The following is a 14,826-nucleotide window of genomic DNA, read 5'->3' as shown; positions in this document are numbered from 1 at the left end:
CATTTAAAATTAAGTTGACTAAGCCTGGTGACCATTCAAATAAATAGTAGGTAATAATCGTGATACCCGTTACCCCTCCTTCACCGAACTCATTCGGGATAACAAACAAATTCACACCTAACGCAAAAAGGAATGCACCAATAATAATAAAAATAATGTCTGTGGTTCTTTTTTTCATACAGTACCTCACTTCTTATAAAAATATTTATTCAGGCATAAACTCTCACCATTATATCGTGGAATATTCAAACCGAACAGTGGTTTGTTTTTATTTTAATATAAGATAACAAATCAACTTTATCCTATATTCACATGTAATTAAAAAAGTAAAACGACTTTATTTATTATGTACTACAAATAAAATTTTGATTTCACATACAATTCACGCAAAAAAATGAATATGAACACTCACTCGCACAAACTTCGAATAAAAAACAAATAGGCGAAGCCATAGAATAGACTTCGCATCAAGCATTTGATCACAGAGATTTATATGAAATTTTATACCTGCTTATACCTCAGTATTGATTACTATTTCAGTTTGTAGATTTCTATTACTATCATCACTAATTCCAACTGATATCCTCTTAATTGGCTTCTACCTTCCGTCTCCCCACACTTATTAATGTAGATTCAAAATAAAGTTTAATCAAAATGGATTCTTCTCCAGCAGATTTAAGTTTATTTTTTATAAACATGCTATGTTCTAAAAGATACTTGCTATTGTATTTTATATTCATAAATTCCAGAAATAGATTTACTTATCTTTCTCCATATATTCTTTAATCTTTCGTTCTTCCCACTCTTTTCCGAATATCCCAAATGGAAAAGTTGTCAAACCGTGTATAAGGAGACCGATCCCCCAACCTCCAAGTGGATATAAAAACCATAATTCACTTGAATCAGAGCTTACATTTATTAAAAAAAGCATCAAATTAACTAGTATATAGACCGTTAAATGAATGTAAAACGCTTTTAAATTCTCCATCCTTTTTTTAGCTCGTAAATAAATCTCATCTCGCTCCACCCTTAAACACCTCTTTCAATATTGTATTTTTTCACATTCACTCCAGTGTAAACATCATATTCTAATCGAAAATCCCTTATTCTCAAAAAAACACAAAACAAAAAAGTACCCATCAAATTGTCATACACATGATAATTTGATGGGTACTGCATGATACTTTAGTTTTTACATTTATTATTTGGAGTAAATTGCAAATAACGACTTATACTCGCCTTATTAAGACCAGATCCACACATCATCATTATTTTCAAAGTTGTTCTTTGCTTCATAAACTTTTTCGATATGATCAACTGTGTTCCAGTTAATAGAACTTCCGCCCCAACCTACATACTTCATATCAATTTTCACTTTCTCACCCATATTAAACACTTGTCCCTTTGTTAAGAAAACATCAATAATATCTTTCTTCCCATTTACCGATGGATACTCAACTACGACATATTTAGTAGAACCGACTCCCTCATCTTCCATCGTTCCTACTTTTGATACTTCTCCAATCACATAATCAGGTGAGCCATCTTCTTTCATGTGCATACCTAACTTGTTTGTTGTATTTTCAACTGTAGTCGCAACCATATATTCTGTAAAATTACGCATCATAGATCCAGTAGCTTTTACTTCATCTCCTACTTTCACATTTGAAAGCGAATCAATATAAACGCTAACAGGTTCCTCATATTGCTTAGATTTCACAACAATCACACCATTATCCACTTCTACTACTCGTCCTTCTAACGTAGAGAAATTCGATTCAATAGAAGCAGCACTCGCTTTTGTTATTTCTAATCCTGGTAAATTCGTTCCTGATAATGCTGCGATACCTAAAGCACCAGCTAAGATTATTTTTTTCATACCCATTGTGTAACATCTCATTCATGATGATTTTATTTGTTTGATTGGATACGACCAAACTGTAACTGTTATAGTTACAGTATATAAAAAATAGCAACCATCTTTCTCATGCAATGATGCATACTGTAATTTTTAAATATAAAGTTTGATAAAAAGATTTATTGTATCTTATTCCTATATTCAGCGATAGTGTTGAATTCATAAATAACAGCAGGTGCATTTGTTGATGGTGGCGAAATTAAATGTCATGTACTATGTTCTTCAACTCTACGGTTTGTATAATCGTAGTTAATTACATTATGTAGGAGCGGAATTAATATGTTAATGAAACCAAAAAGATTACAGCCAGGAGATGTTGTGGCAACAGTAAGTGCTTCGTGGGGAGGAGCAGGTGATGCTAATCTAAGATGGCGTTATGAGCAAGGAGTAAAGAGATTAGAAGACGTTTTCGGTCTTAAAGTTATCCCAATGCCAAATAGTTTAAAAGGTAGCGAATACCTTTATAAAAATCCACAAGCTCGTGCGGAAGATTTAATGACAGCATTTAAAGATACTCGCATTAAAGCAATTATTACGAATATTGGTGGCGAAGATAGTATCCGTTTACTACCTTATATTGATTTTAATGTTATACGCGAAAACCCAAAAATTTTTATGGGTTACTCTGACGATACCGTTTCACATTTGTTTTGTCATAAAGCAGGAATTTCCTCTTTTTACGGTCCAGCTATTTTAACCGATTTTGCCGAAAATGTGGAGATGGATCCATATACGATTGAAACGGTGAATCGAACTCTCTTTTCAAATGAAACTATTGGCAAAATTCAACCAGCTCATGAATGGACGAGTGAGCGTTTAGAATGGATAGAGTTGAATAAGAATCAAAGACGAACAATGCAGCAAAACAACGGATATGAGGTACTTCAAGGCTCTACCACTGTACAAGGGCGTTTAATTGGTGGTTGTATTGAAGTACTAGAATTTGTAAAAGGAACAGAGCTTTGGCCTGAGAAAAAACATTGGGAAAATAGTATCCTTTTCTTTGAAACATCTGAAGAACATCCAGAACCAAATTATATAAAGTATTGGTTACGAAATTATGCAGCACAAGGCATTCTGCAAAAAACAAAGGGTATTATCTTTGGTAAACCGAAAGACGAAAAATATTATGAAGAATATAAACAGGCAATACTTAAGATTATGAAGGAAAATAATTTAGAAGATTTGCCAATTCTTTATAATTTAAATTTCGGCCATACCGAACCGAAGTTTATTTTGCCTTACGGCGCAATGACAGCAATTGATTGTAATAATGGCACTTTCTGTATTTTAGAAAGTGGAGTGGAATAAAGTGAAACTTTAATCAGTGGGGTTTTTTCCATCCCCCCACTGATTGATTACATCTTTTTCATTTGATCCCTCAGCCTAATGATTAAAGAATTATTCCTGAAAAACTTCCCTTTAACACTTCTTTTTCAATTTGGTTCATACACGTAAACGCCGCAGTAATTTTTGTACGATTTTTTTCATCTGGTTCAAATTGTTCAATCATTACGTCACAACGAATCGTATCACCACTAAAAACAGGACGTAAAAATTCAAAATCCATTTTACGAGCCAATACATTATAATCACCACCAACTTTTGTAGGCAGTGTTGATGTTAAAAGACCTTGTACAACAAATCGCCCTTGTTCATCTGGTGTAACATGATGAATTCCCTCATCCTTAGATACCTCCGTAAATAAGACAACATCCTCTTTTGTAAAAGTTCGCTCAAAGGTGATTTTTTCGCCTACTTGTAATGCCATCAATCTTCCTCCTCAAAAATATTCTCGAATACACAGTTAACTAAAATAATGTTTCATTTGGTAAATAAGAAAACCCGAAATTCAAAATCATTTCGGGTTTTAAAAACTACAGAAGTCTATTTTTCTATATTCACTTTAACGAATGAATAAACAACCCACTGCGAAGTTTCGGTTCAAACCACGTTGATTTCGGCGGCATAACTTCTCCGGCATCTGCAATCGCTAATAAATCTTCCATTGATGTCGGATATAATGCGAATGCTACTGTATAATCACCGCTATTAACGAGACGCTCTAGTTCTTCTAACCCGCGTATTCCACCGACGAAATCAATGCGTGAATCCGAGCGTGGATCATGTATTTCAAGTACTTGACTTAATAAATGATCTTGTAAAATAGATACATCTAAACGTCTAACAAGATCATTCGCATCAAATGTTTCCTCTTTCACAGTGAGCTTATACCATTTCTCATTTACATACATTCCAAATGATTTTGACTCATTTGGTTTATATGGAGAAACAGTTGCTTCTTCCACATAAAAATATTGCGCAATTTGCTTTAAAAATTGTTCTACTGATAAACCATTTAAATCTTTCACAACACGATTATAATCCCAAATAGATAGTTCATCATGAGGGAATAAAACAGATAGGAAGAAATTAAATTCCTCTTCCCCTGTATAATTCTGATATTGTTCTCTTCGCATTAGCCCAACTTTTGCCGCTGACGCCGAGCGATGATGCCCATCCGCAATATAAAGATTAGGAATCTCTTCAAATGCTGCTACTAATTTCGCAATCGCATCTTCATCTACAATCTTCCATGCTACATGCTCGACTCCGTCTTCTGCCGTAAATTTATAAATTGGTGCATGTTCCTCTTTCCAACTTGCAATAAATTGCGTCACTTCTTCTTTTGTACGATACGTTAAGAAGATAGGACCTGTATTTGCGTCACACACATCTACGTGGCGAATACGATCTTGTTCTTTTTCATGGCGTGTTCGCTCATGTTTTTTAATTGTATCATCCTCATACTCATCAATTGATGTACAAACAACAAGCCCAGACTGTGTTCTACCTTGCATCGTAAGTTGATAAATATACAGTGCTGGCTCCTCATCTTGAATGAATACTTCTTCTCGTATAAAGCGTTGTAAATTCTCACTCGCTTTTTCGTATACACTACTATCATACGGTGAAATCTCCGGGTCTAAATCAATTTCTGCTTTATCAATGTGTAAGAAAGAATATGGATTTCCCTTTACAACTTCTCTCGCCTCTTCACTATTTAATACATCGTAAGGTAAAGCTGCAACTTGCACTGCTTTTTCTTCTACTGGACGGATGGCCCGAAACGGTCGGATTTTTGCCAAGTTTATCTCTCCTTTACACAATCATTCGAACGGCTACAACACCTGTAATTTTTCTTATATTCTCAACAATGTTTTCTTTTATTATATCATCAATTCCATTATCAATATCAATCATTGTGTATGCCCATGAATGCTTACTACGATTAATCATATCAGCAATATTAATATGATGTTCTGCTAAGCACCCTGTAATTTGTCCTACCATGTTCGGAACATTTTCATGCATAATCGTAATTCTTTTCTTTCCAATGTACGGAAGTTCTACGTTTGGATAATTTACTGAATTACGAATATTACCTGTCTCTAAATATTCACGTAATTGGCGTGCAGCCATTACCGCACAATTTTCTTCAGACTCAGACGTAGATGCACCAAGATGAGGAGTCGCTATTACATTTTTCATCTTTATAACATTTTCATTTGGGAAATCCGTTACGTATTGTTTAATAATCTCTTCATCTAGCGCTTTTCGAAGAGCTGTTTCATCAACTAGTTCTCCTCTTGAGAAATTGAATAAACGCATCCCTTTTTTCATTGTTTCTATAGCGTGTTCACCAATAATCCCCTTCGTTTGATTCGTAAGAGGAATATGTAATGTAATATAATCACATGTTGCAAAAATTTCATCTAAGCTAAATGCTCTTTGCACCTGCGTAGAAAGGCGCCATGCTGTTTCAACTGATATATATGGATCATATCCGACAACGTCCATACCTAAAGATAACGCATCATTTGCAACGAGGGCACCAATTGCACCAAGGCCGATAACCCCTAAACGTTTCCCTGCAATCTCTGATCCAACGAATTGTTTTTTCCCAGCTTCAACAAGTTGTGGTACTTCTTCCCCGTCTAATCCTTTCGTCCAGCTCACTCCGTTTATAATATTACGTGAAGACATAATAAGACTTGCGATAATAAGTTCCTTTACTGCATTCGCATTAGCTCCTGGCGTGTTAAACACCACAATTCCCTTTTCCGTACAACGCTCTACTGGAATATTATTTACACCTGCACCAGCTCTTGCAATCGCCTTTAAATCTGCTGAAAACTCCTCTTGATGTAAAGAATAACTGCGAAGTAACATACCATCTGGGTGCGCTACTTCATCTCCTATTTCATAGCGATTTCCATCAAAAATTTGCAAACCCTTTTCCGCAATTTGATTTAACGTTTGAACACGAAACATATCCCCATCTCCCTATCTATTCTCAAGCTCAAATTCCTTCATATAATCTACTAATTTTTGTACACCTTCAATTGGCATTGCATTGTAAATACTAGCACGCATACCTCCGACTGACCGGTGGCCTTTCAACGTAACAAGTCCATGACCTTTAGCTCTTTGTAAAAACTGTTCATTAAGCTCTTCTGACGGTGTTGTAAATGGAATATTCATAAGTGATCGATACGTAGGATCAACAGGTGAAGTGAATAATTGGGATTCATCTAAAAAACTATAAAGAAGTGACGCTTTCTTTCTATTTTGTTCTTCAATCGCAGATACCCCGCCTTGTTCTTTCAACCACTCTAGTACAAGTTTCGTTACGTAAATACTAAAGGATGGCGGCGTATTATATAAGGAGTTATTTTTACTGTAAGTTTCATAGTTTAACATCGTAGGACAAGAGCTATTTGCACGACCAATCAAGTCTCTTTTTATAATTGCAATCGTTAAACCAGCTGGCCCTAAATTCTTTTGCGCACCCGCATATATAAGACCAAATTTCGTAACATCATATTGCTCTGATAAAATATTTGAGGACATATCCGCAACGAGCGGAATCATTTCTACATGCGGTAACTCCACATACTTTGTCCCTTCAATTGTATTATTCGTTGTAATATGTACATAATCTAGTTCTAAATCATTATTTAAAACATCTATTGTAGGAATGGCTGAAAACTTCTCTTTTTCAGAAGAAGCAATTATTTGCACTTCCCCTACTTTCTCTGCCTCTTGCAGTGCCTTTTTAGACCATGAGCCTGTCAGTACGTACCCAGCTCTTTTATACGTACTCATTAAATTTAACGGTATCATAGAGAACTGTAATGACGCACCACCTTGTAAAAATAAAACTTCATAATCATCAGGTATGTTCATTAATTCACGAAGCAAACTACTCGCTTCATCAATAATACTTTGAAAATAAGAAGATCGATGACTCATTTCCATAATAGACATGCCTGTCCCGTTATAATTTACAAGCTCCTTTTGCACCTTCTCTAAAACTGGCAAAGGGAGTATAGATGGTCCTGCTGAAAAATTATACACTCTCTCCATCACCCGGATAACCTCCCTAATTATAATTTTTATTAATTTTAAACTTTCTGAATTATAACCCATATACAATATACGGTCAATTTGTTTTCCATTATTACGGCGTAAGACGCAATGGAATCGCTTGCAGTTACATTGCATTTTTTATAAACATACAAAAAAGTGTTAAGTACATAATCGTACTTAACACTCTAGTAATAAAAGTATAATAGCTACTCGTTCATAAAGAACCGATCAAAAATTTGATAAATAGCTGAAAGACCAAAGAGCCAATAAATGGTATCCACAAGCGCCGGCATAGAACCAAACCATTTCTCAACTACGTTATAATCTAACGCTACAAATAACCAATTCAAACCGCCAAGAATCACCAATATAACTGTAAGGTAAGACAAAAATTTCATTATGATTGCCCCCTAAGTGATAAGATGGTGAAAGGCCTTTCACTAAAAATATATGTAGTAGACTTAAAATCTTGCCTATTTTTTAAAAATTATTTTCTATACCAACCGTTAATAACTGCATCTGCTTCTTTACTATGTATTTGATAAGAATGACTACTGTCATTAGAGCCAATAAACCAAATTGAAAAACCTTTAAAATATGGCTTCGGTTCTAATACCTCTCGGTAAGCACGCCACCCGTTAAGTTGTACATCTTTTGAAAATACATTCGTAACATCTGGATTCCATGGGTTTTGTAGTCCTAGTTCACGTGCCGGAACGTTAAATCCACCAAAATAAACTGGCTTTCCTGTTGTTTTATGTAATTGCTCAAGTTGCTGAACGACGTTTTGGCCACGATTATATACTGTCGTCGCAAATAAACTTTGTTTCACTTCTTCGTATGATGGATTTCTTTTTCCTGAAACTTCAAACCAACTATCAATACTTACAATGTCCACCTTTTTTAAATACGGACGATTGATCTTTCCGATAAACTTCGCTTCATAAGATGGATCCCAACTTGCAGTTAACCACCAGTTCATCTGATACAAAATATTTCCTTTATACTGCTGACGAACAAAATCGATTGTATCATTCCAGTACCCTTCTGCGTATTCCATATTGACGAAATTAGAAGCGATCTTTAACCCGTAAATATTGTATTTACTTGTAATTGAATTAAAAATATCTTGTAAAACAACCGTTTTCCAATTCCAGAAGAAATCGTTAATATTACTCGGGTTCCACTCCGTTTCTCCAATATTTCCTTGCTGAATATATGGGAACGGTTCCACTATAACTTGTATATTACGCTTTAATAATTCTTGAATTAAAATAATAGCTTGTTTCTTTTGCGCCTGATTGATTACCATATTAGCAGAATTCACATTCGGAATATCAACTTGAATAGGTACATTCACAGTATTTAAATTTAAGCGCTCCACATCTTCTAACACTTTCGCTACATTTCCAACTTCCCACACCGTTACGTTTCCTGACTTAATTTTTCCGGATTGAACAGTATTTACATCTGCCTGTACATTTCCTTGAAAACTAAAAGAAAACAGCATAATTAACACTCCTAAAACACTTATTAAACTCTTACTTTTCTTCATAAGCTTCCCCCTATAATTTTTGGCTTTCTTGATTATTTTATACAAATTTTCACATATATTCCAGAAGAAAAACAATTCAAAAAAAGAGCAGTTCTCCCGCTCCTTTACAAACCATTCCAACTCAAAATATCCACACATTATTTAGGGACTAAATTTAACACTTTTCCTTCAATCCCATCTGTATTAAGTGTAGTTGTATGATACTCTCCATTCACCCAGTCATCTATTTGATCATGATACCAATCACTTCTAAAATGTCCTGATTGTCCCGGCCCCACTATATGATAACCATTTGACATATCTGTCGTATCAATGACGAATCTCCAAGAAGCCCCATGATAGACAATACCGTTCTCTCCGTAACTCGCTGCTTGAACCGTAACTTGACTTCCTCCAATCGGAACTGGTTTCTCACGATTAAATGCTAGTAATGCTAATATGCTAGATGATCTCGAAACTGGATGTGTAAAAGCCAGTTGATGGTAATCGCCCCACTTCCACTCCGCTAAATTCGCTCCATACTCCTTCTGTAATTTCTTCATTACATTTGCGTACGATGTATGCACAACTTCTGTGAAGCCTCCGTACTTCGTAAACCAAGCGCTATTTTCACCGTTTACTTGCTTACGAATTAATTCATCGACAACTTGTTGTTTCCCTTCAAATAACTCCATCACATCTTTCGGTATTTCTTTTGAAAATAACGTATTAGAAATCTCTTTCATTAACAAATGAAAAATTAATGGGGCTGCTTCATCTTTACTATCGTAAAAATTCCACTTCGTTAACTCTTTCACCCCTTCTTTCTCTACTTCAGTTAAAGCTGTTTTATTTAACTCCTTTAAAAATATAGGTGCAAACTCTTTCCCGTATAAATTTTTTTGATCCATCTGTAATTCTTCTAAATCTTTCACCGTATACTTATCCTTCTCTTGCAAAAATTCTTGAATACGCATTTGCCGATATGGCTGTGCCCACGTATTACTAATATGGTACGGGTAATTATCATCAACAATTTTATTGTTCGCAGTCGAAATAAACCCTTGTTTTGGATTGATTACTTTCGGAAGCTGGTCAAACGGGATATACCCTTCCCATTCATATTCATCTGTCCATCCAGGTACAGGTAGACTACCATCACCTTTTTTACGAATTGGTATATTTCCATTCGCTTTATACGCAATTGTTCCATCGTTTGATGCAAACAAAAAGTTTTGAGTCGGTGTGTGAAAATCTTGAAGGGCAGCTTCAAACTCATTCCAGTTTTTTGCTTTATTCATATTTAAAACTGCCTTTAATTCAGCTGAAGGTTCTAAAGCAGTCCATTTCAGAGCGAATACTGTTTTCGTCTTCTCCTTCCCCTTATCCGCAAATTCCGAAATAACTGGACCATGCCTCGTAATTGTAACGTTATAAGGAATTGTTTTTCCGTCCTTCACTTTAATAGATTCATCAACAACAGTAGCCTTTTCCCACTTATCGTTATACAAAAATTCATTTTCATTATTAGGATTTCGCTTTTCAATATATAAATCTTGTACATCTGGTCCTGTATTCGTAACGCCCCATGCAATTTCCTTATTATGCCCTAGCATAACACCAGGAACACCTGCGAAAATAACTCCACTCACATTTACATCTTTCATTTCTAACTCTGTTTGATACCAAATGGACGGTGTTGCGAGAGAAAGATGCGGATCATCCGCTAAAATCGGCTTACCGGAAGCGCTCTTCTCACCACTCACAACCCAGTTATTACTCCCATTAAACTCTGGCGGAATAACCGTCTTTGAAAAACTTTGCGCTACATTCACATTTGTATTTTTTAGTTCAGCTAGTAATCTAGGTGCATCTTTCGGATATGTAGGAAATAGCTCATTTGCTTGCTCTTTCGGAAGATTTTTCAGCGCCCAATATCGAAACGCCTGCCCGTGCCAATGCCCTCCTAAATCAAAGGCCATATACTTTCCAATCGTTAAAGAATCAACGATTGACCATTCAGCAGGTTCATAACCTAATAGAGTAAACTCAACTGGCAATTTCTTTTCCTCTTTTGCCTCACGTATAAAGGCATTCACCCCATCGGCAAATGACTGTAAAGCGTATTTCGCTTCCCCATCATATTGACTTACAGAAGCTTCTGCCGCTCGCCGTAAACCAAGTGTTCGAAACAACTTATCCCTATCAACAGCCGCTCCACCAACAACTTCACTTAACATCCCGGAAGCTTGTCTTCTACTTAAATCCATTTGAAACAAACGATCTTGCGCTTGTACATATCCTTGCGAAAAATATAAATCATGTGCATTTTCCGCTTTAATATGAGGTACCCCTTTACTATCTCGCTTCACCGCAACAGCATGTTGTAAATCCTCAAGTTTTATCGTTCCATCAATCTTCGGCATAGATCTCAGCGTATATACGTTCAAAAAAATCGCACCGCAAATAATCAACAAAAGAACGATACTACTAGACCAAATAAAAATCCTTTTTCCCCTATTTCGTTTCTTCTTTATGACGACTTCCATAAAACCCCTCCCCTCTCAAACTATTCGCTTCTATTACGGAAGAACCTTTAAGAAAAAGTAAGAAACCTTACTTGCTCCTGCTATGGATCATACAAACTGAATAATCCTCTCTTACGCACTACATCCTTTACTTCACTGAACTTTACACATCCTTCCCTATACCAATTCCTCAAGATCCCCTTTACATAAGCAAGTGTTCCCTTATTATTTTTAAACGCAATTTTAAGTGCCTCTAGTACTGTATCTCCTGAAATCCTTTGCATCCATTCCTTTAATTCCTTCACGATATATGGAGATAGGCTACTTATATTTTGTTCGTAAAACTTGTAAACTTCACTATGTGAAGTGGCCTCCTCTATTCTTTCTACCTCTTCCACATCTTCTTTCTCTTCAATAACTGCTTGCGAACTACTATTATCCTCTTCTTTTGGCATACCAAAATGCTGCAGTAATAATGGAATCTTGCATTCTTCTTCAAGACATTTACGTAAAAACATATGTATGAACTCTTTACTTTTCACCGTTTTCAGCTCACGTAATACACATTTCTCTACGTTCGTATTTAAAATAGGATTATAGCGTAGCCAATTTATAATGAATAACTCTTTCGTTTCCGCATCATATAAAATCTTCCCGTATTCAACAAACCGGTTTAATAGCTTCTCAACAGTCTCCATACTGTAACCAGTCTCTAACTCTGCTAAACGCTTCGGTAATATGTAAATACCACATTGCTTCGTTTTCGTACCAGTTAACAAATATATGTAAAAATAACGCTCTTCTGGCGTTAAATCTAAGATGAATTCATCTTGCCAAAACTTCACCTGCATATTACGGTACACCGCCATATGTTTCCCTCCTCCCTTTATTAGTAAATAGGAAAATTCCAATCCTTCAATATAAATATAGGGATGAGCAAACGGTTTTGGCATTCGAATTTCAATTTTTTTTACTACTACGACGACGGTTTATTTTTTTTCGCGCTTTTTTGTTCTTGTAGTTGTTTTTGTTTTGTTTTTTCTTAGTGATTTATTACTTGGTAGGTGCTTATGAGGGGCTTGGAAGGGGCTTATATAGTGTTATTATTCCCATCTAATAATTCTAGATTAGATTGAAATGTAATCTCCTATCTGATTTCTAATTACATATGTCCCGAGCAATCTTCATACATTGCAGTCAACCATTATTATTTACCTGCTCATTTTTACCCGAAAGCAAAAAGCACTTATTGCCTTCGTAGACAATTCAGTGCTTTAAAATTGGAAGTTTATAGATAACAGTGTCTATAATTGACACAGTCGATTGAAATACAATTCTAGTACATTTATTTGAGTAACGATAATAAGATAGATACCGAATTATCTACAACTGAACGTTCTGGACGAGATTTCATTAACACTGTTAATCCAATTAATGAAGTGACTAGTGTTTGTGCTAATGCTTTAGCATTCGCATCACTTTGCAGTTCTCCAGACTGAATACCTTTGGCGATTAATTCTTGAAATATAACTGAAAGATACATTTGATGTTCTCTAGTCAACACTTCAAATTTTTCATTATGAGGAGCAAGCTCCACCATCGTATTAATACAAAAACAGCCTTTATTTGATTCTTTTTTATATTCCTCTTCCACCATATTTTCAAAAAATGTACGAATGGCCTCTTTTACAGATTGTTCTTTTTGAAGTTTTGTTCGAATACTAGTCGCGTGTAAATTCGTGTATCTCCGTAATGCAGCTTCAAACAAACCCTCTTTATCACCAAAGGCTGAATATAAACTCGGTTTTTGTATTCCCATTTTAGCAGTTAGATCACTTAATGAAGTAGCAGCGTATCCTTTTTCCCAAAAAAGTTGCATAGCAGCATCCAAAGCTTTTTCTTCATCAAATTCGCGTAGTCGAGCCATTTAACCTCTCCTCTTTCTTCAACTGTTTTCTAAATTATAAATCACCATTTTATGTACCAATCAGTATATTATATATCGTATTAAATTATAAATAATATGTCAAAAGAAACTGAAATCATTTTACAATTCACTTGACATATTAACTTCTCCCTGATTATATTTTACTTACGAAATAACATACCGTTCGGTACGTTATTTTTAAAAATACAAAAGGAGATGATGTTATGAATGCTAAAGGAAAAATGACAACTGCTCTTACTCAGAATAATGATCAGTTCCAATCACCTATCAATACAATCATGCCTCGCTATATAACTCTATTATTTTCAATAGCTTGCGGGATGGCTGTAGCGAATATATACTTCGCTCATCCTCTACTTGATTCTTTATCAAATGAGTTTAAAATTAACCATTCAACTATCGGTGTCGTTATTACGATTACTCAAGTTTGTTATGCACTCGGATTACTTTTATTAGTTCCACTTGGTGATTTGTTAAACACAAAGAGACTCATTATTGTTCAAATGCTTTTATCCGTTATCGCTTTAATTGTGGTCGGAGTCGCTCCTTCAAGTACCGTACTTTTTATAGGTATGGCCTTAGTCGGAATTCTTGCGACTGTTACACAGACACTCGTCGCATATGCATCCATTTTATCTAACCTAACAGAACGTGGGCGAATTGTAGGTTTCGTTACGAGTGGTGTCGTAATAGGAATTCTCCTTGCACGTACATTTGCCGGAACATTAACAGATCTAGCTGGATGGCGTTCCGTTTATCTTACCTCTGCTGTACTTATGCTCTTCGTAATTGGTTTGTTGTATCGTAATTTACCTAATCTTGAACATAAAAAAACAGCTATGACCTATCGTAATTTATTACGTTCCGTTCTCTTATTATTTGTAGAAGAAAGGATCTTACGTATTCGTGGAATATTAGCATTGCTCATTTTTACTTCCTTCAGTATTTTATGGACTTCATTAGTTTTACCTCTAAGTGCTTCACCATATAATCTATCACATACTGCTATCGGAGCATTTGGTCTTGCTGGAGTCGCTGGTGCATTAGCTGCCACTAAGGCCGGGCAACTTGCTGATCGCGGATTAGGGGAACGAACTACTGGCATAGCTTTAACTTTATTATTACTTTCATGGTTCCTAATTAAATCTATTAACCACTCTCTATTAATACTAGTTATCGGCGTTATCCTTTTAGATTTAGCTGTGCAAGCCGTACATGTCACGAACCAAAGTATACTTTTCACAGTGCGTCCTGAAGCAAGAAGTCGCCTCACTGCTAGTTACATGATTTTTTATTCTATTGGTAGTGCTACAGGTGCAATTCTTTCAACAATCATTTATGCAAGCTACGGATGGAACGGAGTATGTATATTAGGTGCATCCGTTAGTGCTTGTGCTCTATTATTTTGGGCAATGACCTTACGACGATCATCATAAATAAAAGAAGAATAATTCATTTGTGCGTT

Annotated in this window: 14 protein-coding genes; 2 read left to right on the top strand and 12 right to left on the bottom strand. The window is 35.5% G+C overall.

The features are described from left to right. The 3 genes from MR109_RS22145 to MR109_RS22135 form a co-directional block, all read right to left on the bottom strand. Nucleotides 1–178, bottom strand: a 178-nt coding sequence (locus MR109_RS22145) for a YitT family protein (protein WP_242273896.1), incomplete at its 3' end; no start/stop codon positions are given. A 579-nt stretch (nt 179–757) separates the two neighbouring features. Beyond that, complete coding sequence (locus MR109_RS22140; protein WP_048373060.1) at nt 758–1,027, bottom strand: 2TM domain-containing protein; 270 nt, start codon at nt 1,025–1,027, stop codon at nt 758–760. Nucleotides 1,028–1,243: 216 nt separating this feature from the next. Continuing rightward, entirely contained in the window at nt 1,244–1,885 is a 642-nt protein-coding gene (locus MR109_RS22135; protein WP_242273890.1) for a hypothetical protein, read from the bottom strand. A gap of 312 nt (nt 1,886–2,197) precedes the next feature. Here MR109_RS22135 and MR109_RS22130 point away from each other — a divergent pair, with 312 nt between their 5' ends. Next, nucleotides 2,198–3,229, top strand: a complete 1,032-nt coding sequence (locus tag MR109_RS22130; RefSeq protein WP_242273889.1) for a S66 family peptidase — start codon at nt 2,198–2,200, stop codon at nt 3,227–3,229. Nucleotides 3,230–3,311: 82 nt separating this feature from the next. Here MR109_RS22130 and MR109_RS22125 read toward each other — a convergent pair whose 3' ends face one another. From MR109_RS22125 to MR109_RS22085, 9 genes are all read right to left on the bottom strand, one after another. Next, complete coding sequence (locus MR109_RS22125; protein ID WP_002172632.1) at nt 3,312–3,689, bottom strand: hotdog family protein; 378 nt, start codon at nt 3,687–3,689, stop codon at nt 3,312–3,314. A 130-nt stretch (nt 3,690–3,819) separates the two neighbouring features. Beyond that, complete coding sequence (locus MR109_RS22120; protein WP_242273888.1) at nt 3,820–5,067, bottom strand: DUF1015 domain-containing protein; 1,248 nt, start codon at nt 5,065–5,067, stop codon at nt 3,820–3,822. Nucleotides 5,068–5,080: 13 nt separating this feature from the next. Next, the gene (locus MR109_RS22115; RefSeq protein WP_048373072.1) at nt 5,081–6,253 is read right to left on the bottom strand and encodes a phosphoglycerate dehydrogenase; all 1,173 of its coding nucleotides are present in this window, start codon (nt 6,251–6,253) and stop codon (nt 5,081–5,083) included. Between the two features lie 12 nt (nt 6,254–6,265). After that, nucleotides 6,266–7,348, bottom strand: coding sequence for a 3-phosphoserine/phosphohydroxythreonine transaminase (gene serC, locus MR109_RS22110; protein WP_048373074.1), 1,083 nt, complete (start codon nt 7,346–7,348; stop codon nt 6,266–6,268). A 209-nt stretch (nt 7,349–7,557) separates the two neighbouring features. Next, nucleotides 7,558–7,749, bottom strand: coding sequence for a DUF378 domain-containing protein (locus tag MR109_RS22105; RefSeq protein WP_002172636.1), 192 nt, complete (start codon nt 7,747–7,749; stop codon nt 7,558–7,560). Nucleotides 7,750–7,838: 89 nt separating this feature from the next. Continuing rightward, entirely contained in the window at nt 7,839–8,906 is a 1,068-nt protein-coding gene (locus MR109_RS22100) for a glycoside hydrolase family 113 (protein ID WP_242273886.1), read from the bottom strand. A 137-nt stretch (nt 8,907–9,043) separates the two neighbouring features. Then, complete coding sequence (locus MR109_RS22095; protein ID WP_242273885.1) at nt 9,044–11,434, bottom strand: penicillin acylase family protein; 2,391 nt, start codon at nt 11,432–11,434, stop codon at nt 9,044–9,046. Between the two features lie 80 nt (nt 11,435–11,514). After that, nucleotides 11,515–12,366 (bottom strand): DnaD domain-containing protein, encoded by an 852-nt coding sequence (locus MR109_RS22090; protein ID WP_242273883.1) that lies wholly within the window; start codon nt 12,364–12,366, stop codon nt 11,515–11,517. A gap of 392 nt (nt 12,367–12,758) precedes the next feature. Next, complete coding sequence (locus MR109_RS22085) at nt 12,759–13,340, bottom strand: TetR/AcrR family transcriptional regulator (RefSeq protein WP_242273882.1); 582 nt, start codon at nt 13,338–13,340, stop codon at nt 12,759–12,761. 224 nt (nt 13,341–13,564) lie between these two features. On the opposite strand from MR109_RS22085, the gene MR109_RS22080 reads away from it, so the two are divergent. Next, a complete protein-coding gene (locus MR109_RS22080) occupies nt 13,565–14,797 on the top strand; it encodes an MFS transporter (protein WP_242273881.1) in 1,233 nt (410 codons plus the stop codon). The last annotated feature ends 29 nt before the right edge of the window (nt 14,798–14,826 follow it).

It is taken from the genome of Bacillus cereus group sp. BfR-BA-01310, from assembly GCF_022664325.1.
GTDB lineage: Bacteria > Bacillota > Bacilli > Bacillales > Bacillaceae_G > Bacillus_A > Bacillus_A paramycoides.
Note: the sequence above shows the minus strand (reverse complement) of the source record. Positions and strands in the feature narration are given on the sequence as shown.

Coding starts and splice junctions, on each gene's coding strand:
- MR109_RS22080 (WP_242273881.1), top strand. CDS start 13,565: ATGAATGCTAAAGGAAAAATGACAACTGCTCTTACTCAGAATAATGAT.
- MR109_RS22135 (WP_242273890.1), bottom strand. CDS start 1,885: ATGGGTATGAAAAAAATAATCTTAGCTGGTGCTTTAGGTATCGCAGCA.
- serC (WP_048373074.1), bottom strand. CDS start 7,348: ATGGAGAGAGTGTATAATTTTTCAGCAGGACCATCTATACTCCCTTTG.
- MR109_RS22125 (WP_002172632.1), bottom strand. CDS start 3,689: ATGGCATTACAAGTAGGCGAAAAAATCACCTTTGAGCGAACTTTTACA.
- MR109_RS22130 (WP_242273889.1), top strand. CDS start 2,198: ATGTTAATGAAACCAAAAAGATTACAGCCAGGAGATGTTGTGGCAACA.
- MR109_RS22105 (WP_002172636.1), bottom strand. CDS start 7,749: ATGAAATTTTTGTCTTACCTTACAGTTATATTGGTGATTCTTGGCGGT.
- MR109_RS22100 (WP_242273886.1), bottom strand. CDS start 8,906: ATGAAGAAAAGTAAGAGTTTAATAAGTGTTTTAGGAGTGTTAATTATG.
- MR109_RS22085 (WP_242273882.1), bottom strand. CDS start 13,340: ATGGCTCGACTACGCGAATTTGATGAAGAAAAAGCTTTGGATGCTGCT.
- MR109_RS22090 (WP_242273883.1), bottom strand. CDS start 12,366: ATGCCAAAACCGTTTGCTCATCCCTATATTTATATTGAAGGATTGGAA.
- MR109_RS22095 (WP_242273885.1), bottom strand. CDS start 11,434: ATGGAAGTCGTCATAAAGAAGAAACGAAATAGGGGAAAAAGGATTTTT.
- MR109_RS22115 (WP_048373072.1), bottom strand. CDS start 6,253: ATGTTTCGTGTTCAAACGTTAAATCAAATTGCGGAAAAGGGTTTGCAA.